Annotated in this window: 18 protein-coding genes; 7 read left to right on the forward strand and 11 right to left on the reverse strand. The window is 74.6% G+C overall.

Annotated features, from left to right (window positions below; translation table 11 throughout):
* Positions 1-29: 29 nt before the first annotated feature.
* Both I4I81_RS31605 and I4I81_RS15860 read right to left on the reverse strand, forming a co-directional pair.
* Positions 30-2,615, reverse strand: coding sequence for an apiosidase-like domain-containing protein (locus I4I81_RS31605; protein ID WP_218616138.1), 2,586 nt, complete (start codon positions 2,613-2,615; stop codon positions 30-32).
* Between the two features lie 105 nt (positions 2,616-2,720).
* The gene (locus I4I81_RS15860) at positions 2,721-4,136 is read right to left on the reverse strand and encodes an aldehyde dehydrogenase family protein (protein ID WP_218603171.1); all 1,416 of its coding nucleotides are present in this window, start codon (positions 4,134-4,136) and stop codon (positions 2,721-2,723) included.
* A 246-nt stretch (positions 4,137-4,382) separates the two neighbouring features.
* Between I4I81_RS15860 and I4I81_RS15865 the strand changes: the two genes are divergently transcribed.
* Complete coding sequence (locus I4I81_RS15865) at positions 4,383-4,778, forward strand: CBS domain-containing protein (RefSeq protein ID WP_226363395.1); 396 nt, start codon at positions 4,383-4,385, stop codon at positions 4,776-4,778.
* 50 nt (positions 4,779-4,828) lie between these two features.
* Here I4I81_RS15865 and I4I81_RS15870 read toward each other — a convergent pair whose 3' ends face one another.
* Complete coding sequence (locus tag I4I81_RS15870) at positions 4,829-5,437, reverse strand: mycothiol-dependent nitroreductase Rv2466c family protein (protein ID WP_218603169.1); 609 nt, start codon at positions 5,435-5,437, stop codon at positions 4,829-4,831.
* Positions 5,438-5,540: 103 nt separating this feature from the next.
* On the opposite strand from I4I81_RS15870, the gene pepN reads away from it, so the two are divergent.
* Complete coding sequence (gene pepN, locus I4I81_RS15875; protein WP_218603168.1) at positions 5,541-8,099, forward strand: aminopeptidase N; 2,559 nt, start codon at positions 5,541-5,543, stop codon at positions 8,097-8,099.
* Positions 8,100-8,117: 18 nt separating this feature from the next.
* Here pepN and I4I81_RS15880 read toward each other — a convergent pair whose 3' ends face one another.
* The 8 genes from I4I81_RS15880 to I4I81_RS15910 form a co-directional block, all read right to left on the reverse strand.
* On the reverse strand, positions 8,118-9,530 hold the full coding sequence (locus I4I81_RS15880) for a sensor histidine kinase (RefSeq protein WP_218603167.1): 1,413 nt from the start codon (positions 9,528-9,530) through the stop codon (positions 8,118-8,120).
* Positions 9,531-9,573: 43 nt separating this feature from the next.
* Entirely contained in the window at positions 9,574-10,215 is a 642-nt protein-coding gene (locus I4I81_RS15885) for a helix-turn-helix transcriptional regulator (protein WP_226363396.1), read from the reverse strand.
* 109 nt (positions 10,216-10,324) lie between these two features.
* Positions 10,325-10,768, reverse strand: coding sequence for a deaminase (locus I4I81_RS31435; protein ID WP_308187680.1), 444 nt, complete (start codon positions 10,766-10,768; stop codon positions 10,325-10,327).
* The gene (locus I4I81_RS31440) at positions 10,761-11,354 is read right to left on the reverse strand and encodes a RibD family protein (RefSeq protein WP_308187681.1); all 594 of its coding nucleotides are present in this window, start codon (positions 11,352-11,354) and stop codon (positions 10,761-10,763) included. The genes I4I81_RS31435 and I4I81_RS31440 overlap by 8 nt, the downstream gene beginning before the upstream one ends.
* 2 nt (positions 11,355-11,356) lie before the next feature.
* Positions 11,357-11,854 (reverse strand): DUF5130 family protein, encoded by a 498-nt coding sequence (locus tag I4I81_RS15895; protein ID WP_218603166.1) that lies wholly within the window; start codon positions 11,852-11,854, stop codon positions 11,357-11,359.
* A complete protein-coding gene (ctaJ, locus tag I4I81_RS15900; protein ID WP_218603165.1) occupies positions 11,841-12,077 on the reverse strand; it encodes an aa3-type cytochrome oxidase subunit CtaJ in 237 nt (78 codons plus the stop codon). The genes I4I81_RS15895 and ctaJ overlap by 14 nt, the downstream gene beginning before the upstream one ends.
* Before the next feature lie 10 nt (positions 12,078-12,087).
* Entirely contained in the window at positions 12,088-12,651 is a 564-nt protein-coding gene (locus I4I81_RS15905) for a MerR family transcriptional regulator (protein WP_218603164.1), read from the reverse strand.
* Positions 12,652-12,705: 54 nt separating this feature from the next.
* Entirely contained in the window at positions 12,706-14,160 is a 1,455-nt protein-coding gene (locus tag I4I81_RS15910) for an amidase (RefSeq protein WP_218603163.1), read from the reverse strand.
* A 48-nt stretch (positions 14,161-14,208) separates the two neighbouring features.
* Between I4I81_RS15910 and I4I81_RS15915 the strand changes: the two genes are divergently transcribed.
* The 5 genes from I4I81_RS15915 to I4I81_RS15935 all read left to right on the forward strand — a co-directional run bounded on the left by I4I81_RS15915 (position 14,209) and on the right by I4I81_RS15935 (position 20,162).
* Entirely contained in the window at positions 14,209-14,835 is a 627-nt protein-coding gene (locus tag I4I81_RS15915) for a phosphatase PAP2 family protein (protein ID WP_218603162.1), read from the forward strand.
* A gap of 237 nt (positions 14,836-15,072) precedes the next feature.
* On the forward strand, positions 15,073-16,629 hold the full coding sequence (locus I4I81_RS15920) for a cellulase family glycosylhydrolase (RefSeq protein WP_218616139.1): 1,557 nt from the start codon (positions 15,073-15,075) through the stop codon (positions 16,627-16,629).
* A 79-nt stretch (positions 16,630-16,708) separates the two neighbouring features.
* Entirely contained in the window at positions 16,709-17,890 is a 1,182-nt protein-coding gene (locus I4I81_RS15925) for a cellulase family glycosylhydrolase (RefSeq protein ID WP_218605299.1), read from the forward strand.
* A gap of 24 nt (positions 17,891-17,914) precedes the next feature.
* Positions 17,915-18,847 carry a glycosyltransferase family 2 protein gene (locus I4I81_RS15930; RefSeq protein WP_218605300.1) on the forward strand — a complete coding sequence of 311 codons (933 nt, stop codon included), beginning with the start codon at positions 17,915-17,917 and terminating at the stop codon, positions 18,845-18,847.
* A 109-nt stretch (positions 18,848-18,956) separates the two neighbouring features.
* The gene (locus I4I81_RS15935; protein WP_218605301.1) at positions 18,957-20,162 is read left to right on the forward strand and encodes a glycosyltransferase; all 1,206 of its coding nucleotides are present in this window, start codon (positions 18,957-18,959) and stop codon (positions 20,160-20,162) included.
* Positions 20,163-20,205: the final 43 nt, after the last annotated feature.

Genomic DNA, 20,205 nt, shown 5'->3' on the forward strand with positions numbered 1-20,205 from the left:
CAGCCTCTGCGACCGGCCGGGGAACACGGTCAGGTGGGGAGGCCCAGCTTCCTCGCGCAGGCGGGCCAGGAGCCGTAGCCGCCCCGGTCGTCGCGGACCCGGGTGGCGACCGCGATCTGCTGGTCGCGGGTGGCCAGGTCGGCGCTCGGGGCGAACTCGGGGCCGCCGTAGTCACCCCAGGTGGCGTCGTCGAACTGCAGCCCGCCGTGGTAGCCGTTGCCCGTGTCGATCGCCCAGTCGCCGCTCGACTCGCACTGGGCGAGGCGGTCCCACACGTCGCCGTCGGGGGCGGGCTCGGGTTCCGGGGCGGGCTCGGGAGCGGGCTCCGGACCGGACGCCGCCCGGGCGTCGGCGGAGTCGTCGCCTGTCGCGCCGCCGTCCCCGCTGCTGTCCTCCCCGCTGCCGTCCTCCCCGCTGCCGTCCTCCCCGCTGCCGTCCTCCCCGCTGCCGTCGCCGCTGCCGTCGCCGGACCCGCCTTCCTCCTCGGCGTCGGCGCGGCCGGCATCGGCGTCGCGGTTCGTCTCGTCCACCGCGGTGCCGCTCTCTCCGTCGCTCCCGTCCGGCCCGTCGTCCTCGGACCCGGGGTCGCGGCCGCCCGCTCCGGTCATCTCCTGCAGCGGATCGTCGTCTGCACCCCGGGTGGCCACGGGATCGTCCTCGTCGGCGGCGCCGCCCGCTCCGTCGGCACCCTCCCCGGTGTCGGCCGCCGCTCCGTCCTCTGCGACGTCGGGGTCCGCCGCGCCGGGATCTACCGCGCCGGGATCTCCGGTGTCGGGATCTCCGGCGTCGGCATCTCCGGCGTCGGCATCTCCGGCGTCGGGATCTGCGGTGTCGGGATCTGCGGCGTCGTCCCCGTCCGGCCCGGTGCCGTCCTCGGATCCCGGGTCACGACCACCCGCACCGGTCGTCTCCCGCAGGGGGTCGTCGTCTCCCCCGGTGGCCGCGGGACCGTCCTCGTCGTCCGCGGCGGCGGGATCGCCGGGTGCGCCGCGGCCGGCGTCGGCGTCGTCCACGACGAGCACCCAGTCCTCGTCGGCGTCGGGCGGTGTGAAGGTGGCGGGCTCGTCGGTGGCGACCGGTTCGAGCTCCACCGCCTCCCCGGTGCGCGGGTCGAACCACCACGGCTGCGCGGCGTCCCCGATCAGCGCGGTCAGATCGACCTCGACCGTGCCGCCCTCGGTGTAGGCGACGACCGACGTGCCGTCGTCGGCCACCGCGGCCGACCCGCCGCCGTCACCGAGTACGAGATCGTCGCGCGGCTCCAACCGCGGCCGGGACTCCACCAGCTCCCGGACGTGGCGCATCTGCTCGGCACCGGGCGCGTCCAACGCCTCCTCCCAGCCGTCACGTGCCCCGTCGACCGCCTCGCGGCCCTCGTCGAGGAACTGCCACACCGAGTTGTGCCCGTAGGTCGCCCCGGCCGCGCCACCCAGCACCGCCGACCACGCGTCGCGCCGCACGTCCCGGGCCGTGGCCCGCTCCCCCACCGTCGCCGTACCGTCATCGGACCCGGCGCCGGACACGTCCTCCGCGGCGCCACCGGCCGCGTCGGCCCCGATCACGTCGGCCCCGATCACGTCGGCCCCGATCATGTCGGCCCCGATCACGTCGGCCCCGATCACGTCGGCACCGTCGGTACCGGCCGCGTCGGCCCCGGCACCACCGGCCGCGTCACCACCCACCTCATCGGCTCCGCCGTCGCCGTCGGGCGCAGCCGGACCGGATCCCGCGCCCTCGTCGGCCGGGTCGACCTCGGCGGGACCGTCCGGGCCGACCTCCGCGACGTCGTCCGGCCCGTCGGGCTCGGCGTCGCCGTCCAGGGCCGCGGGATCGGCGTCACCGGCCACGTCCGTGCCGTTCCCGGCAGCGTCCGCGCCGATCGCGGAAGCGTCGCCCGCCGAACCTGCTGCGTCACCGTTCGGCGCGCCCGTCGCGCCGTCCGAGCAGCGGGGCCGGTCCTCCTCCACCCCGACCCCGTCGACGAACGGGCTCCCGGACTCGTACGCCCGGTCCCGCGCGTCGTCGCGATCCGCCTCGTCGGCGCAGCTGTCACCGTCGAGCACCGAGAAGCGGGGGTCGCCGGGGACGAGGACGACGTCACCGGCACCGGCGAGGCGCCCGCCGAGGAAGTCTGCGTCGGCCGGACCGCCGCTCAGCGCGAGCACCATCCCGCGCGCGGACGCCTCGGAGACCACGAACTCGACGTGGTCCCAGAAGTCGTACGCCGCGTCGTCGCGCGGATCGGCCCCGTCGGTGACGAGCGGCTCGCCGTCGGCGAGGGGCGCGTCGCCGTACTGGTCCGCACCCACCTCCAGCGACGCCCGGACCACCGTGAACCCCTGCGCCGCGCGGGCGTCGAGGTAGCGGGTGACCTCGGAGCGGTTGAGGTCCTCCAGCAGCTCGGTCGCCGAGTCGGCGAGCCAGAAGAACGGCTCGCCCTCGCGGGTCAGCGACCGGCCCGCCACCGCCAGCGTCCCCGACCCGGCGCACCCGGTCGTGCCGAACAGGCAGTCCTCGGGGGAACGGCGCAGGTCGAGCAGGAGCAGGGCGGCGGCGAGCACCGCGACCACCGAGAGCACGGCGACCAGCGGCGGCGGGGGGCGCATCCGGGACATGGCGGCGGACGCTAGGCACGCCGGTGGCCCCCGCGGGGCGGAACGGGGAAACCCGCGGGAACGCCGACGGCCCCCGACGATCTCATCGGGGGCCGTCGCTGCAGGTCAGCGCTGGATCGACTTGATCTCCAGGAACTCCTCGAGACCGTAGCGGCCGAGTTCACGCCCGTTACCGCTCTGCTTGTAACCGCCGAACGGCGCCATCGGGTTGAACGCGCCCCCGTTGACGTCGACCTGTCCGGTGCGCAGCCGCTTCGCCACCGCGAGCGCGTGGTCGGCCTCGCCGAACACGGCACCGGCGAGGCCGTAGACCGTGTTGTTCGCGATCTCGACGGCCTGCTCCTCGTCGGCGTACGGGATCACCGAGAGCACCGGGCCGAAGATCTCCTCCTGCGCGATGACGGCGTCGGGGGCGACACCGGAGAAGATCGTCGGGCGGACATAGGCCCCCGGCCCGTCGACGGCAGCACCGCTGAACGCGACGGTGCCGCCGTCGGCGCTGCCGCGCTCGATGAAGCCGTTGACGCGCTCCTGCTGCGCCGCGGAGGACATCGGCCCGATCCGGGTGGTCTCCTGTGTCGGGTCGCCGACGGTGTACTTCGCCGCGGCCGCGACCGCCATCTCGACGATCTCGTCGTGGCGCTCCTGCGGCACCAGCATCCGCGTCCACGCCGTGCAGGTCTGCCCGCCGTTGATCCAGGCGTTGGCCAGGCCGACCTTGACCGCCTTGGCCAGGTCGGCGTCGGCGAGGATCACGTTGGCCGACTTGCCGCCCAGCTCCAGCGCCACCCGCTTGATCGTGTCGGCGGCGACGACCGAGACCCGCTTGCCCGCGCGCGTCGATCCGGTGAACGACACCATGTCGACGCCCGGGTGCCCGGCGATCGCCTCGCCGACCACGGGGCCCTCGCCGTGCACGATGTTGAACGCGCCCGCGGGCAGCCCCGCCTCGGCGGCGATCTCGGCGAGGATCTGCGCCGACAGCGGCGCGATCTCGCTCGGCTTGAGCACGACGGTGCAGCCGGCCAGCAGTGCGGGCGCGACCTTCGCGACGATCTGGTGCAGCGGGTAGTTCCACGGCGTGATCGCGCCCACGACCCCCACCGGCTCCCGCACCACGAGCGAGTTGCCGATCTCCTCGCTCCACGGGAACGACGACGCGAGCGACGCCACCCCGGCCGAGGTGTACACCGGCAGCCCCGCCTGGACGGCCCTGGAGAAGCCGATCGGCGAGCCCATCTCCGACGTCACCGCCGCAGCGATCTCGGCGCCCCGGGCCTTGAGGCCCTCGGAGATCCGCGTGACGACGGCCGCGCGCTCGGTCACGTCGACCTGAGACCAGTCGCGGAACGCGGCCTGCGCCGCCGCCACCGCCCGGTCGACGTCGGCGGGCGTCCCCGCGGGCACGGCCGCGACGACCTCCCCGGTGGCGGGGTCGACCACGTCGATCCGCTCGTTCCCGCCGGCGACCCGCTCGCCGCCGATCCAGTGTTCGGACACGTCCTTGGTGGGTGCAGCCATGCCGCCATCCTCACACGACGCCCGGACCGGTGCCGCCGGCCCGTTTCGCGTTCCCCGTGACGGCTCGCGCACCGCCGGCGGTGCGCGGGATCCGGGACCCGACCACTCACCGCACCAACCGCGTGATCCGCGAGATGTCGACCGCACAGAACGAGAAACGGAGAGGACCATCGGAAGGACGAAGAGCAGCACCGAAAGGGGAAAGCGATGAAGGTTGCGGACATCCTCACCACCAAGGGTCGAACCGTGCATTCCGTCCTCCCGTGGCTCACCGTCGCGGACGTGGTCACCCGGCTCGACGAACTCGGCGTGGGCGCGCTCCTGGTCCGTGACCAGGACCACGTGATCCAGGGGATCGTCTCCGAGCGCGACGTCGTCCGGGCGCTGGCACGTCACGGCGCCGCCCTGCTGACCATGCCCATCACCGACGTCATGACCAGGAAGGTCCACTCCTGCGGCCCGGAGGAGTCGGTGGCGCGCGCGATGTCGCAGATGACCGCGGGCCGCTACCGGCACCTCCCGGTGATCGAGAACGGCCGGCTCGTCGGAATGGTCAGCATCGGTGACCTCGTCAAGCACCGGGTGCGCGAGATGGAGCTGGAGACCGGCGTCCTGCGGGACGTCGTGATCGCCCGTTCCTGAATACGCCGAAAGGGCACCCGAAAGCCGGATGCCCCTTTCCTGGCGAATCGTCAGGAGAAGTCGAGATCCCCTGTCCGGGTGCGCTTGAGCTCGAAGAAGTCCGGGTACGAGGCGAGCAGCACAGCGCCGTCGAACACCTTCCCGGCGTCCTCGCCCTTCGGGATGCTGCTGAGCACGGGGCCGAAGAACGCGACCCCGTCGATGTGGATGGTCGGCGTGCCGACGTCCATGCCCACCGGGTCCATGCCTCGGTGGTGGCTGGCCTTGAGCTCCTCGTCGTACTCGGTGCTCGTGGCGGCGTCGGCGAGCGACTCGGGCAGGCCGACCTCGGCGAGGGACTCGGCGATGACGGCGTCGAAGTCCTTGTTGCCCTCGTTGTGGATCCGCGTGCCCATCGCGGTGTAGAGCGGCAGCAGGATGTCGGGACCCTTCTGCTGCGCGGCGGCGATGGCGACCCGCACCGGCCCCCACGCCTTCTTCATCATCTCGACGTACTCCTCGGGCAGGTCACGGCCCTCGTTCAGGACGGCGAGGCTCATGACCCCCCAGGTGACGTCCACGTCGCGGACCTTCTCGACCTCGAGCATCCAGCGGGAGGTGATCCAGGCGAAGGGGCAGAGGGGGTCGAAGTAGAACTCGACCTTGGCAGGAGTCGTCATGGTGTGGACAACCTCGTCGGGAGGGCACCGATTCCCACGGCGCGTGCCCGACCCGTGTGGTTGGGTGACGACCACTGCCGCCGAGAGAAGGTCGACCCCACGCATGGCCCCGCCGAACCTGACCCGCTCCGACGCCGAGCGCCGCGCCGCGCTGCTGGAGGTCGCCGACTACACCGTCGAGATCGACCTCACCGACGGCGGCGGCAAGCCCGGTGAGCAGACCTTCCCGACCGTCACGACGGTCCGGTTCGCCTGCTCCGAGCCCGGTGCCGACAGTTGGATCGACCTGATCGCGGCCGAGGTCGGCACGGCCACCCTCAACGGCGAGCCGCTCGACGTCTCCGGCTACCGCGAGGAGGACGGCATCGCGCTGCCCGGCCTCGCGGGAGACAACGAGCTGCGGGTCGAGGCCCTGGGGCGCTACATGCACACCGGCGAGGGCCTGCACCGCTTCGTCGACCCGGTCGACGGCAGCGTGTACCTCTACTCCCAGTTCGAGACGGCCGACGCCAAGCGCATGTTCGCCTGCTTCGACCAGCCGGACCTCAAGGCCCGCTACCAGCTGACGATCACCGCGCCCGCCGACTGGCAGGTCGTGGTCAACGCCGCGGTCGAGGAGACCACCGAGGGCCCGGGCGGATCGGTCGTCCACCGGTTCCCCACCAGCGAGATCATGTCGACCTACCTGGTCGCACTCATCGCGGGCCCGTACGCGGTGTGGCGCGACGAGCACGACGGCATCCCGCTCGGCATCTTCTGCCGCTCCTCGCTCGCGCCCCACATGGACCACGAGCGGTTGTTCACCGAGACCAAGCAGGGCTTCGACTTCTACCACCGCAACTTCGGCGTGCGGTACCCGTTCGGCAAGTACGACCAGCTCTTCGTCCCGGAGTTCAACGCGGGCGCGATGGAGAACGCCGGGGCCGTCACGTTCCTGGAGGACTACGTCTTCCGGTCCCGCGTCACCCGCCCGGTCTACGAGCGGCGCGCGGAGACCGTGCTGCACGAGATGGCGCACATGTGGTTCGGCGACCTCGTCACGATGACGTGGTGGGACGACCTGTGGCTCAACGAGTCGTTCGCCACCTGGGCCAGCGTGCTGTGCCAGTCCGAGGCCACCGAGTACACCGAGGCCTGGACGACGTTCGCCAACGTCGAGAAGAGCTGGGCCTACCGCCAGGACCAGCTGCCCTCGACGCACCCGATCGCGGCCGACATCCCCGACCTGCAGGCGGTCGAGGTCAACTTCGACGGCATCACCTACGCCAAGGGCGCGAGCGTGCTCAAGCAGCTCGTCGCCTACGTGGGGCTGGAGGAGTTCCTCGCCGGGCTGCGCGCGTACTTCACCGCGCACGCCTGGGGCAACGCCACGTTCGACGACCTGCTGGGCGCGCTGGAGAAGTCCAGCGGCCGCGACCTGTCCGACTGGGGCGCGCAGTGGCTGCGCACCACGGGGCTGAACATGCTGCGGCCCTCGTTCGACGTCGACACCAGCGGCGCGATCACCCGCTTCGAGGTCGTGCAGGGCGGCGCCCGGCCCGGCGCCGGGGAGCTGCGCACGCACCGGATCGCGGTCGGCGTCTACGACGACGACCCGGAGACCGGCACGCTCGTGCGCACCCACCGCGTCGAGGTCGACGTGGAGGGCGAGCGCACGGCCGTTCCCGAGCTCATCGGGGTGCCGCGCGGCAAGCTCGTCCTCGTCAACGACGACGACCTCACCTACTGCGCGCTGCGCCTGGACCCCGACTCGCTCGTCACGCTCATCGACCGCATCGGCGACATCGCCGAGCCGCTGCCGCGCACGCTGTGCTGGTCGGCGGCGTGGGAGATGACCCGCGAGGCCGAGCTGAAGGCGCGCGACTTCGTCGCGCTCGCGGCGGGCGGGTTCAACGGCGAGTCCGAGGTCGGTGTGCTGCAGCGGCTGCTGCTGCAGGCCCAGACGGCCGTCGCCTCCTACGCCGACGAGCAGTGGGCGGCCGAGCGCGGCTGGCCGCTGCTCACCGACGCGCTGCGGTTCCGGCTCGACACCGCCACCCCCGGTTCCGACGTGCAGCTCGCCGTCGTCAACTCGCTGACCGGCGCCGTGCTCCCGCGTCCCACCCTGGACCGGATGAACGGGTGGCTCTCCGACGTCGAGGTGCCGGAGAAGCTGGTCGTCGACACCGACCTGCGCTGGCGGCTGCTCCACGCGCTCGTCGCGCACGGGGTGGCGGCGCCGGAGCGGATCGAGGAGGAGCTGGCCGCCGACGCCACGTCCACCGGTCGGCGCCAGGCCGAGCGGGCCCGCTCCCTGGTGCCCACCGCGGAGGCCAAGGAGACGGCCTGGCAGCGCGCAGTGCACGACGACACGCTGCCCAACGCCGTCACCGAGTCGATCATCGGCGGGTTCGCGCACCCGGCGCAGCGCGGCCTGCTGGCCCCCTACGTCGAGCGCTACTTCGCCGAGGTCGCCGACGTGTGGAAGCGGCGCACCAGCGAGCACGCGCAGGCCGTGGTGATCGGGCTGTTCCCGTCGTGGGCCGTGGAGAAGTCCACCGTCGACGCCGCCGACGCCTGGCTGGCCGACGAGTCGCACCCGCCCGCGCTGCGGCGCCTCGTCACCGAGGGCCGGGCCGGGATCGTGCGGGCACTGGGGGCCCGGGAGTTCGACCGGTCCTGAACCGGGGCGCGCGGGCGGTCACACCGCCCGCGCGCGCTCCCGCACGGTCGCGGGCACGTCGGCGGGCACCGTCACCGTGGCCAGGCAGCCACGCGGGTCCTCGACGGTGGCCACCGTCAGCGTGCCGCCCTCGCGCTCCACGAGCCGTCGGGTGATCGACAGACCCAGCCCGGAACCGCCCGCGGCCGGGTCGTGCACGCCGCCGAGCAGCACCTCGTCCTCGCGGCCGGGCGGGAGCCCCGGCCCGGTGTCGCGCACCTGCACGACGACCCGGTCGCCGTCGGCGCGGGCCCGGAGCGTGACGGCGGCCCCCGGCGCGTGCCGGTCGCAGTTGGCCAGCAGGTTCGTCACGATCTGGGCGAGCACCGCGGAGTCCCCGGACGCACGCAGGCCCTCGTCGACGGTCAGCCCGACCGCCGCGCCCGCCGAGCGGCGCAGCGCGACCAGACCCTCGAGGACCGGGGCGACGAGGTAGGTGCCGGTCGCGTGCTCGGCGCCGTCGATGAGCTCGTGCAGCCGCCCCAGCTCGGCGAGGACGGCGTGCCGGAGCCGCTCGTGGTCCTCGTCGTCGACCTGCGAGCTGAGCAGGTGGGTGATGCCGGCGAGCCCGGCGAGGCCGTTGCGCAGCTCGTGGTCGCGCTCGGCGGCCAGCTCCCCCGCCCGCTCCATGTGCAGGGCCGCGACCACGAGCTCCTCCTGCTGGGCGAACCGGGTGTCGTGCAGCTCGGCGAGGCTCCGCACCACCAGATGCGCCATCCCGGCGACGACGATCGCGAGGCCCAGCAGCCGCAGACCGCCGAACACCAGGTCGCCCGCGGTCGTGCCGAGCACGCGGTACAGCTGGGCGCCGGCCAGCACCACCAGCCCGAGCCCGACGCGTCGGCGCGGGATGCTGCGCCGACTCAACCCCTCCACCAGCACCGCGGCGGCCACCGCGGTCCACCCCACGACGACCGCGATCGTGACGAGCGGGCCCTCGACGAGTACCGCCACGAGCCCCGGGGCGACCGCGGGGACCTGCAGGGCCGCGACGGCGAGGAGGGCACCCACCGTGGTGGCCGCCCAGGTGCCGAGGACGCCGAGCCGGGGCGGGCGGACCGCGGCGAGGAGCAGCGCGACGACGACGAGGTAGGCGACGAGCCGCATCGACCGGACCGGCAGGTCGACCGCCAGCACGTTGGACGGCAGGACGAGCACCGCGTAGACCGACAGCGCGGCGGCGATCCAGCGGGGCCGCGGGTCCTCGGTGAGGCGGGCGGCGAGCGCGCCGAGGAACGCCGCCCCCGCCGCGGTGGCGGCCGCGGTGAGCGTGAGGACGTCGATCGCGACGCGGGGGTCGAGCGCCCCGCCGACCAGCGACGACCCGGCGAGCCCGACGACCACGGCGACGGCCGCGACGGTGACGCACACGTCGGCGAGCGCTGTGCGCATCACACCCCCCCGCCTCCTCCGTGTGGGCGGAGTGTAATGCCGGTCACCGTCCGGCGTCAGGTGGCGCGGCCCTGCGGTACAGCGCCACGGCCTCGAGCTGCGAGGACGCCTCCAGCTTGGTCAGGATCGCGCGGATCTGGGAGCGCACCGTCGCCAATGACACCACGAACGTGTCGGCCACCGCCTGCGCCCGGTGCCCGGCCGCGAGGTGGGCGAGGACCTCCCGTTCGCGCGGGGTGAGCCGGTCCAGCCGCGCCCCGAGGGACCGGCGGTCGGCCGACCGCCGCGCGTGCAGGTCCACCAGCTCCTGCCGCCGGGCGTCCGACATCGCCTCCCGCCCGGCGAGTGCGGCACGCACCGCGACCAGCAGCCGCGGGAACGGCGCCGCCTTGGGCACCGCCGCGACGGCCCCCTCGGCCAGTGCCGCCCCGATGCGGGCCCGGTCGACCGTGCCGGACAGCACCAGCACCGTCCATCCGGCGGCCCGCAGCGGCGCCACGAGCGTGACCCCGTCGATCCGGTGGCCCTGCGCGTCCCGGCCGAGGTCGAGGTCGAGCAGGACCAGTCCGGGCCCGTCCTCCGCGGTGGCGGCCACCGGGGAGCAGGCGCGCGCGTCGAGGCCCTCGGCGCGCAGGCCGAGTGCCAGTGACGTCGCCACGAGATCGTGGTCGTCGACGATGAGCACGGTCGAGCCGATGGGAATCACATCCCGGTGTCGCGGACGGGTGACCTCTCAACGACGTCCGGGCGGGGGCGACACGCGGTTCAGTCCGATCATTCGCGATCCGGACACCTCAGGGCGCCACACCGGGGAGATGGGTGTTCGCCGCGCGGACCAGCCGGGCCAGGTCCGGGATCTCGACGACCTCGCGCCCGGCGGCGCGCAGCAGCTCGTCGCCCTCGCAGTCGACGAACAGCGCGGGCTCGCGCCAGGCGTAGACGATCCGCGGGATGCCGGCGTCGAGGATCAGACGGGTACACGACGCCGGGCGGGACGCGCGGGTGCTGCACGGCTCCAGGGACGTGTAGACCGTGGCGCCCGCGAGCCGGGGGTCGCCCGCGACGTCGGCCAGCGCGCTCTCCTCGGCATGGTCGTGCGGGTCGTGGCGGCCCGACCAGCCCTGCGCGAGCGTCGTCCCGTCGGAGGCGACGACGAGCGCCCCCACCCGGAACGTCGCCGACGGCGGGCAGCGGCCGGCCAGCGCGACGGCGCGGCGCAGCAGCCGCCGGTCATCCACGGGGGCCCCGCAGCAGCCGCAGGACCGCGACGTCCCCGACGGTGTCGACGCCCGCGAGCCGCCATCGCGCGGGCGGGAACGCGCCGGCGTGCACGAACCGCGGCCCGCCGCCGACCAGGATCGGGGCGACGGCGACGTGCAGCTCGTCGACGAGGTCGGCGGCGAGGAACGCGGTGTGGACCGTCGCCCCGCCCTCGACCAACAGCCGTTCGACACCGTGCTCGCGGAGCTGCTCCAGCGCCGCGGCGACGCCACCGGCCCCGGGCGTCAGCACCAGCGTCGGGGGGCCGGTGAACACGCACGCGGCGGGGTCGAGCGGGCCACCGCCGGACAGCACGACCCGCAACGGGGTCTCCGCAAGCCCACGCGCGACCCGTGCGGCCCGCCGTTCCGGGGACCGCACGAGCAGGCGCGGGTCGTCGGACCGGACGGTCCCGGCCCCGACGAGGATCGCGTCGACCCCGGCGCGCACGCCGTCGACGCGGTCGAGGTCATCGGGCCCGGAGAGCACGAGCCGGTCCGGACCGGCGTCGTCGATGCGGCCGTCGAGGGAGACGGCCACCGAGGCGACGACGTACGGGCGCACGCTCAGTGCGTGCGCCGCCGGCCCCCGGCCTGGTCGGCCAGCATGCGCAGGCCGCTGAGCAGGCCGCCGACGAGGTCGCCCTCGCGGAACGAGGCGATCATGCTCATGACGGCGAGCTTCGCGCCGCGGTCGGGCAGGCGCACGCGGGCCTCGGCGCCGGTGAGTACCTCGACGACGCGCTGCTCGGGGCTGACCGCCACCAGGACGGCCTCGCCGGAGCCCGGGAGCTCGCCGTGCAGCTCGGCGGCCCGTGCGGTCGGCTCGGCACCGAGGTCGCCCAGGTAGACCGAGAAGCGCAGGCCGGTCTCGCGGCTGGCGAGCGTGAGCGCCTCGTCGAGACGGGTGAGCTGCACCGGGGTGAAGGGGTGGTCCTCGACCGAGGGCTCGACGAACACCTCGGCGGCGGAGACCCGCCCCGAGGACGTCACGACGGCGCCGGTCGGCAGGTTCTCCGGCACTGCGACGGTGCCGTGCCCGCCGTGTCCACTACCAGCTGCCACGTGCGCCTCCTCGTTCACCGGTCACGGCGTGACCGTCCGCCGCGGGGGCGAGCTGCGCACCCTGCGGGTTCGCTGTCCACCACAGCGGCTCGTGCGCCCACGGCTGACCGACCCGGTACCGGGGCCGTCGCGCGAGGCGCGGACCGACGACGAGCGCGGCCACGAGCAGGTACAACGCGATCGACGGGATCGCGTACCAGAGGATCGACACCAGCACGTCCACGGGCGAGAACCTAGCCGACGCGGTCGCCGCGCGGGGCCTGAGGGGCCGCCGTCGGTCGGACGTCACCCTCGGTGGGCGACGACGTCCCCTCGCGGACCTCGTCACGCAACCGCCCGACGAACTCCTCCACCTCCGCGACGTAGCCGCGCAGCTTCTCCAGCCGCTTGTCGGCCAGGTCGGCGAACTCCGCGAGCTGGGCGGCGAGCAGCGAGCGGTCGGCGTCGGTGTCACTGGTCCGCGGCCAGACCAGGGCGTCGGCCCGGTCGGAGGGGTTCGCGGTGCCCGCGGCGAGGAGCTCGCGGATCTGCAGCAGCTCGCGCATCTGGTCGAGGGAGAGGTCGAGCGGCTTCATGAAGCGCAGCAGGCGGATGAGGGAGACGTCCTCCTCGCTGTAGAGGCGGAAGCCCCCCGAGCTGCGGGCCGACGGGGTGACCAGGCCCACCTCCTCCCAGTGCCGGATCGTCCGGATCGAGAGGTCGACGCGGCGGGCGACCTCACCGATCTGGAGCGTGGCCGCCGACGGGGACCGGGCCGTGGTCGGGGCCGGGTCCGCCGCGGGTCCGGGGGCAGGCATCGCAGCATCATGCCTCATCGACGAAGGCAGCCCTACCCACCCGTGTCCGCGACGTCACCACAGCAGAGGCCGTCGGGCGGGGTCGCGGCCGGTCGCGGCGTCGAGCTGGGCACCGAGCTCGAGCAGCAGCGCGTCGTCCCCGGCCCGCCCGACGAGCTGCACGGACACCGGCAGCTCCGGCCCGTCCGCCGGTCCGTCGACGGGGCGGGCGCGGGCGACCGGGAGGCTCAGCGCGGGCTGGCCGGTGATGTTGTAGGTGGCGGTGAACGGGGTGAACCGGCTCTGTCGGGCGAAGTCCTCCGCCGGGTCGCCACCCGCGGTGAACCAGCCGACCGGCCGGGGAAGCTGCGCGAGCATCGGCGTGAGGACGACGTCGACGCCCGCGGCCGCCTGCGCCCCGACGACCCGTCGCGTCACCGCGAGCGCCGACGACGTGGCCGCGAGGTACTCCGGCCCGGAGACCGCGCTGCCGCGGTCGCGCCACCAGCGCGTCAACGGGGCGAGCAGTGACTCGGCCTCCGGCGGCACGGGGTGGCTGTGCGCGAGCACCGCCCAGAGGATCTCGAAGACGGGCAGGAACGACGCGTCGATGCCGGGGTCGAACTCGACGACCTCGTGCCCCAGCCCGGCGAGCAACTCCGTGACCTGCTCGTACGCCGCGACGCAGGCCGGGTCGAGCACGGCGTCGGGCACCGGCGGCGTGCGGTAGCGACCGATCCGCAGCCGGCGCGGCGCCGCCCGCAGGGCCGCGGCGAGGTAGGTCTCCGGACGGGGCGCGAGCAACGGGTAGGGCTCCCCCGGCACCTCGACGGCGAGCGCGTCGAGCATCGCGGCGGCGTCGTCGACGGTGCGGGCGAGCGGGCCCGCGACCGACATCCCGAGCGGGTCACCCCCACCGGGTCCCCGCGAGACGAGCCCGCGGCTGGTCTTGAGCCCGACGAGCCCGCACGCCGCGGCGGGGATCCGGATGGAACCGCCGCCGTCGGTGCCGTGCGCGAACGCGATCAGCCCGGCCGCGGTGGCCGCCCCCGCGCCGCCGCTGGAGCCACCGGCGAGCCGGGTGGGGTCCCACGGCGTGACGGCGGGCGGGCGCCCCGCGGGCTCGGTGTAGGGCGGCAGCCCGAACTCCGGCGTCGAGGTCTTGCCGAGGCTGATCGTGCCCGCGGCGCGCAGCAGGCGCGCGGAGTCGTCGTCGACGTCGGGCACCCAGCCCGCATACACCGGCGACCCGAACCCGGTCGGCACGCCCGCCGTCATCGCGAGGTCCTTGATCGCGGTGGGCACGCCCAGGAACGGCGGCAGGTCCGCGGCGCGGGTCGCCAGGAGCTTCTCGGCCTCGCGCGCCTGGTCCAGCGCGCGGTCGGCGGTGACGGTGACGAACGCCCCCAGCCCCGGATCGAGGGCCTCGACGCGGCGCAGCGCGTGCTCCACCAGCTCGACGGCCCCCAGGTCCCCGCGACGCAGGGCGGCGGCCTGGTCGCGCGCGGTCATCTCGTGCGGCTCGGTCACCCGTGAGGTGTACCACGGGGGTGCGGGCCCGCCTGGGACCATTCCGCGGTGCCCCGTCCCGCCCTGCGCCCGTCACTCCGCCCGGCCACCGGCCTCGCGACCGCGGCCTGTGCCGCGCTGGTGGCCGCGCTCGGGGCGCGGTACGCGGGCGGCACCGGTCCCGGCCGGCTCGACGACGGGCTGAGCACCGTGGTCGAGCGGGTCCCGGCCGGCCGCGGCGGGCTCGCGTGGCGGGTCTTCTCCGTCGGTGACCCGGCCCGCGCCGCGACCCTGACCGCCGGGCTGGCCGCGGCCGGACTCCTGCTCGGGCGGCCGCGGCTCGCGGTCGTCGCACTCGCGGGGCCGGTGCTGACCGGCGTCGCCACCTCCGCGCTGAAGCCGCTCGTCGGGCGGCGGTTCGGCCGGCGCGGGGAGCACGCCTTCCCGAGCGGGCACACCGGCCTCGCGACGGCGCTCGCCGCCGCGGGGATGCTGCTCGTCGTCGACGTCGCGGCGCCCCGGCGGCCGTGGGACGCGGTGGCGCTCGCGGCGGGCACGGTCGTGGTCGGCGCGGGCACCGGGATGGCCCTCACCGCGATCGAGGTGCACTACCCGACGGACACCGTCGGTGGAGCCGCCACGGCCGTCGCGGTGGTCCTCGGGACCGCCCGGATCGTCGACGCGCTGGCGTCCTGAACGCGCGGACACGACGAATCGGTGCCCCTGTCGCCACATGCGTCACTTCTGCACCCAGAGTCACCGTTCCCGGGTGGCTGCTCACAGTGCGCTGAAGTAGCCCTCCGCGTCCCCCCTTCGTGAGTCCCCCGTTCGACGGAGAACGCTAGGGAAGCGGTAACAGCAGCTGCATGGTCGGTCGTGCTCCCCCCGTCGATCGTTCCCGGCCCCCGGGCACAGCAGAGGCAGGTACGGCTCATGAACCGCAACGGCACCCACTCCCGCCGGCACTCCGGCCCGTCGCGGCGCCTGATCGGCGCGGCGGTGGCCGCCCTGTCGCTCGCGCTCCTGCCGGCGGCGCCGGCCCTGGCCGACGTCGCGTCCGGCGTCGTCGCCGCGCCGGTACCGGTCGCGATGCCGCAGGACACCACCCAGCCCCCGCCCGACGACACGGGGGACGGACCCGCCCCCGCCGACGACCCCGCCCCCGCCGACGCACCGGCCCCCGCCGACGAGCCCACGGACGACACCGCCGACGCACCGGCCCCCGCCGACGACCCCGCCCCCGCCGACGCACCGGCCCCCGCCGACGAGCCCACGGACGACACCGCCGACGCACCGGCCGACGAGCCCCCCGCCGACGACGAGCCGACGGACGCACCGGCCGACGAGGCCCCGGCCGACGAGCCCACGGCGACCGCACCCGCGACCGACGCCATGCCGGCGATCACCGTCGAGGGCGACAGGATCATGCGCGACGGCGAGCCGTGGTGGTTCCTCGGCTACAACTCCTTCGTCTGGTCCGGCGACTGCGGCAACGACGACGAGAAGATGTCCGCCGAGGACGTCGACCAGTGGTTCGCCGGGATGCGCCACGACGGCCACGGCGCCGTCCGCCTCTTCTTCTACGACGGCTGGGACATCGACCGCCTCGACGCCGCGGTCGAGTCGGCGAAGGAGCACAACGTCTACCTGACGATCACCCTCGACGACGCCATCGGCGGCTGCGGGGAGAACGACAAGGAGGCCGGCTGGTTCGCCGACCAGTCCGAGCGCGACACCTTCCAGGCCCACATGGAGATGCTGCTCGAGCGCTACAGGGGCGAGACCGCGTTCGCCTGGTTCGAGTACTTCAACGAGCCGTCCTACGAGGGCGGCGCCCTGCGCGAGTTCTACGACGAGATGGGTGCGGCCGCCGACGCCGTCGACCCCGACCGCCTCTTCTCCTCCGGCACCGTCGCCCCCTACTGGCTCGACGGCGAGGACAACTTCCGCGACGTCCACGAGAGCCCCGGCGTCGACATCGCCTCGATGCACGAGTACGACGAGAACGAGGTCGAGTCCAACCACGGGCCCGGCGTGCGGGCCAACTCCGGCGGCAAGCCCACCATCGTCGGCGAGTACGGCATCACCGCGGGTGAGGGGTGCGACAGCAGCTTCGAGTCGCGGGCCGAGCGGTTCGCGGAGAAGGCCGCGGCCTACACGAACACCGACGAGGGCTACGCCGGCGCGCTGGCCTGGGCGTGGCAGCCCGGCGGCGGCGGGTGCGAGCTGGGCAACCTCGACAGCGACACCCCCAGCCAGGAGGCCCTGCGCGACTTCAGCCTCGGCGAGGTGATCGGCCAGGTGGGCGACACCGTCGGCGACACGGTCGGCGCGGTCACCGGCGAGAACCCCGGTGACACTGCGGGCGACACGGCGGGCGACACGGCGGGCGACACGGCGGGCGACACCGCCTCCGAGGAGCCCGTCCAGGACTCCACCGACGAGGACGCCGACGGCGACTCCGAGGGACGGCCTGCGCCGATCGGGTGATCCTCACCGTTCGCCCACGCGCACGGTTCCCGACCCGGAAGGTGGTCCTCGCCGCCGACGAGCCCAGCGAGGACCACCCATGCCCACCAGCCAGCACCTGGAACGACCGGCGCCACCCGCCACCCCGCCCCCGCGCGGACGGCGGGTGGCGCTCGCCGTCGTGCTGGCGCTGGCCGCGGTCCTGCCCTCGCAGCTCTGGACCGGACTCCACTCCGGCGCCCCCGGTGACGACCCTCCGGCGTCCTCCACGCGCGCACGGTCCGGGACGAGCGACTCCCCCGCCGCCGAACCCACCGCAGCAGACCCCGCCGCAGCAGACCCCACCGCAGCAGACCCCACCGCCGACCGCGCCCCGACGTCCGGCGGCGCGATGCCCGCCATCACCGTCGAGGGCGACCGGATCGTCCGTGACGGGCAGCCGTGGTGGTTCCTGGGCTACAACTCCTTCGTCTGGTCCGGCGACTGCGGCACCGACGAGGAGAAGATGTCGACCCAGGACGTCGACGCGTGGTTCGCGGGCATGCGCCACGACGGCCACGGCGCCGTCCGCCTCTTCTTCTTCGACGGCTGGAGCGTCGACCGCCTCGACGCCGCGGTCGCCGCGGCCCGGGAGAACCGGGTGTACCTGACCGTCACCCTCGACGACGCGATCGGTGGCTGCGGCGAGAACGACAAGGACGGGTCCTGGTTCGCCGACGCCGGCGAGCGCGGCACCTTCCGGGCGCACATGGAGATGCTGCTCGAGCGGTACCGCGGTGAGACCGCGATCGCCTGGTTCGAGTACTTCAACGAGCCGAGCTACGCCGGGGGCGCCCTGCGGGAGTTCTACGACGAGATGGGCGCGGCGGCCGACGCGGTCGACCCGGACCGGCTGTTCTCCTCCGGCACGGTCGCCCCCTACTGGCTCGACGGCGAGGACAACTTCCGCGACGTCCACGAGTCCCCCGGCGTCGACATCGCCTCGATGCACGAGTACGACGAGAACGAGGTCGAGTCCAACCACGGGCCCGGGGTGCGTGCCAACTCCGGGGGCAAGCCGGTGATCGTCGGCGAGTACGGCATCGCCGCGGGGTCGGGGTGCGACGTCGACTACGCCGGCCGGGCCGACCTCATCGCGGAGAAGGCGCAGGTATACACCGACACGGCCGCGGGCTACGCCGGGGCGCTCGCGTGGGCGTGGCAGCCCGGCACCGGGGGCTGCGACATCAGCAACCTCGACCAGGACGAGCTGAGCCAGGAGGCGCTGCGCACCTTCGGGTGACGGGCCGCGGGTAGCCTGCCCGTCGTGTCAGCCGACCCGACAGCCACCGATCCCGACCCGCGCACCCGGGGCCTCGACTACGAGATCGTGCTCGTCGCCTACAAGAGCGCCGGACTCGTGCGGGGGCTCCTCGACGCGCTGCCCGGGCGTCCGGTGGCGGTGGTCGACAACGGCCGCGGTGTCGACGGTCTCGCGGAGGTCGTGGCCGGGCGCCCCGGCGTCCGCTACCTCGACGGCCCCGGCCGTGGTTTCGCCTCCGGGGCGAACCTCGGTGCGAGCACCTCGAGCCACGACATCGTGATCTTCGTCAACCCGGACAGCTCGCCGACCCCGGACGTCCTCGACGCGCTGGCGGCCGACGTCGCCGCCGACCCGGGGCTCGGCGCGGTGAGTGCGACCACCGTGCTGCCCGACGGCAGCGTCGAGATCGGTGTCGGCGGCTGGGAGCCGACCGCGCGCCGGGCGCTCGTGCACGCCGTCGGCGCGCACAAGGTCTTCCCGACGGCCGGGCTGTGGGCCCGGCCGGTACCGGGACAGCCGATCGAGCTCGACTGGCTCAGCGGGGCCTGCATGGCGGTGCGCCGGTCGACCTTCGCCGACCTCGGTGGCTTCGACGAGCAGTTCTTCGTCTACAACGAGGACGTCGCGTTCGGCCGCAGCCTGCGCGAGGCCGGGTTGCGCCAGCGCGTCCGCACCGACCTGCTGGTACCGCACCTGGGCGGCGGCTCCGGCGACGGCAAGACGCACATGCTCCGACTGCGCGGCGCGTCGCTCGTCCGGTACGTCCGGATGCACCATCCCGCCGCCACCGTCCTGGGGATCCGGCTGGCCCTGACCCTCGGGTACGCGCCGCGGTACCTGCTCGCCCGCGCGCGCGGGCGGACCGGACTCGCGGCCGAGCACGCCGCGTACGTCACGGGCCTGTGGCGGGGCGCTCCTGCGAACCTGTCGACTTAGGCCGCCCTCAGCTGAGCCTCACACCTTCGGCTGACAGACTGGACAGGCGTCGACGCGAGCCGAGCGGCTCGTCGGGAGCAGTCGTTCGCCCGATCAGCAGGAGGATGTGTTGGCGGAGCAGATGGCCGACGGCCACCCGCCCGAGGACTGCACGATCCTGGTCGTCGCGGACTCCCTGCGCGACAACGGCGGGGTCCGCGTCGCCCTCGAGTACGCACGCCAGTGGCGGCGGATGGGGTCACCCGCGCAGGTCGTGGCGGTCCAGGACGTCGACGACGTCGCGCTCGCCCCGGTCGACCCGATCGTGCCGGTCGGCTTCCTCACCGCGCGCAACAGCCGGTTCCGCAACACCTGGCCCGCCGCGCTGGGCCGCCTCGTCCGCCGGGCGCGCCGGGCCGACGTCGTGCTCGCCGGCTCGGAGACGGGCATCGGCCTGCTCCTCGGCTACGCCGCGGCCCGGCTGGCCCGCCGCCCGTTCGCGGTGCTCGTGCAGGCCGACCTGGACGACTCGATCGCGACCTGGGTCAAGCGCCCCGTCCAGCCGCTCACCCGGTACGTGCACGCGCACGTCGACGCCGCGATCAGCGTCGCCGACAGCATCGTGCCGGGGGTGGTGGCCAACGGCCTGCCCGCCGACCGGGTGTCGGTCGTCGTCAACGGCATCGACGTGGCGAGGGTCCGCGAGGCCGCCGCGCTCCCGCCCGTCGGCACCCCGGCCGACCCGCGACCGCCGGGCACCCCGCCGGTCGTCGTCGGTCAAGGCCGGCTCAGCGTCCAGAAGGACTTCCCGCTCCTCGTCCGGGCCCACGCCCGGGTGCTCGCCGCGGGCGTCGACCACCGACTGGTGATCATCGGCGACGGTCCGATCCGCGACGACATCGCCGCCGTCGTCGCCGAGGAGGGCGTCGAGGCGACGGTGCGGCTCGCGGGCTACGTCGACAACCCGTACCCGATCACGTCCACGGCCGACCTGTTCGTGCTGTCCTCCAACTCCGAGGGCATGCCGCTGACGATCCTGGAGGCGCTCGCGGTCGGCGTCCCGATCGTCGCCACCCGGTGCGGCACCGGCGTCGACCTGCTCCTGGCGGACGGCCGCTACGGCGACCTCGTCGCGGTCGGTGCGCTCGACGATCTGAGCGCGGCCATCGAGCGGCACCTGCGCGAGCCGTCGGTGCTCGGCGAGCGCGCCCGGGGTGGTCCGGAGCAGGCGATGTCCTTCGACGTCACCCGGTCCGCGCGCACGATCCACGACCTGCTCGCGGGGCTGGACCGACCCGGTCCGGCGCGCCGCCGGACACCCGCGCCCGTCTCCTGACGGCGCACGCACGACCGGTACGCGGGCGGGGGCCCGTGCCGGT

The sequence above is a fragment of the Pseudonocardia abyssalis genome (assembly GCF_019263705.2).
Lineage (GTDB): Bacteria > Actinomycetota > Actinomycetes > Mycobacteriales > Pseudonocardiaceae > Pseudonocardia > Pseudonocardia abyssalis.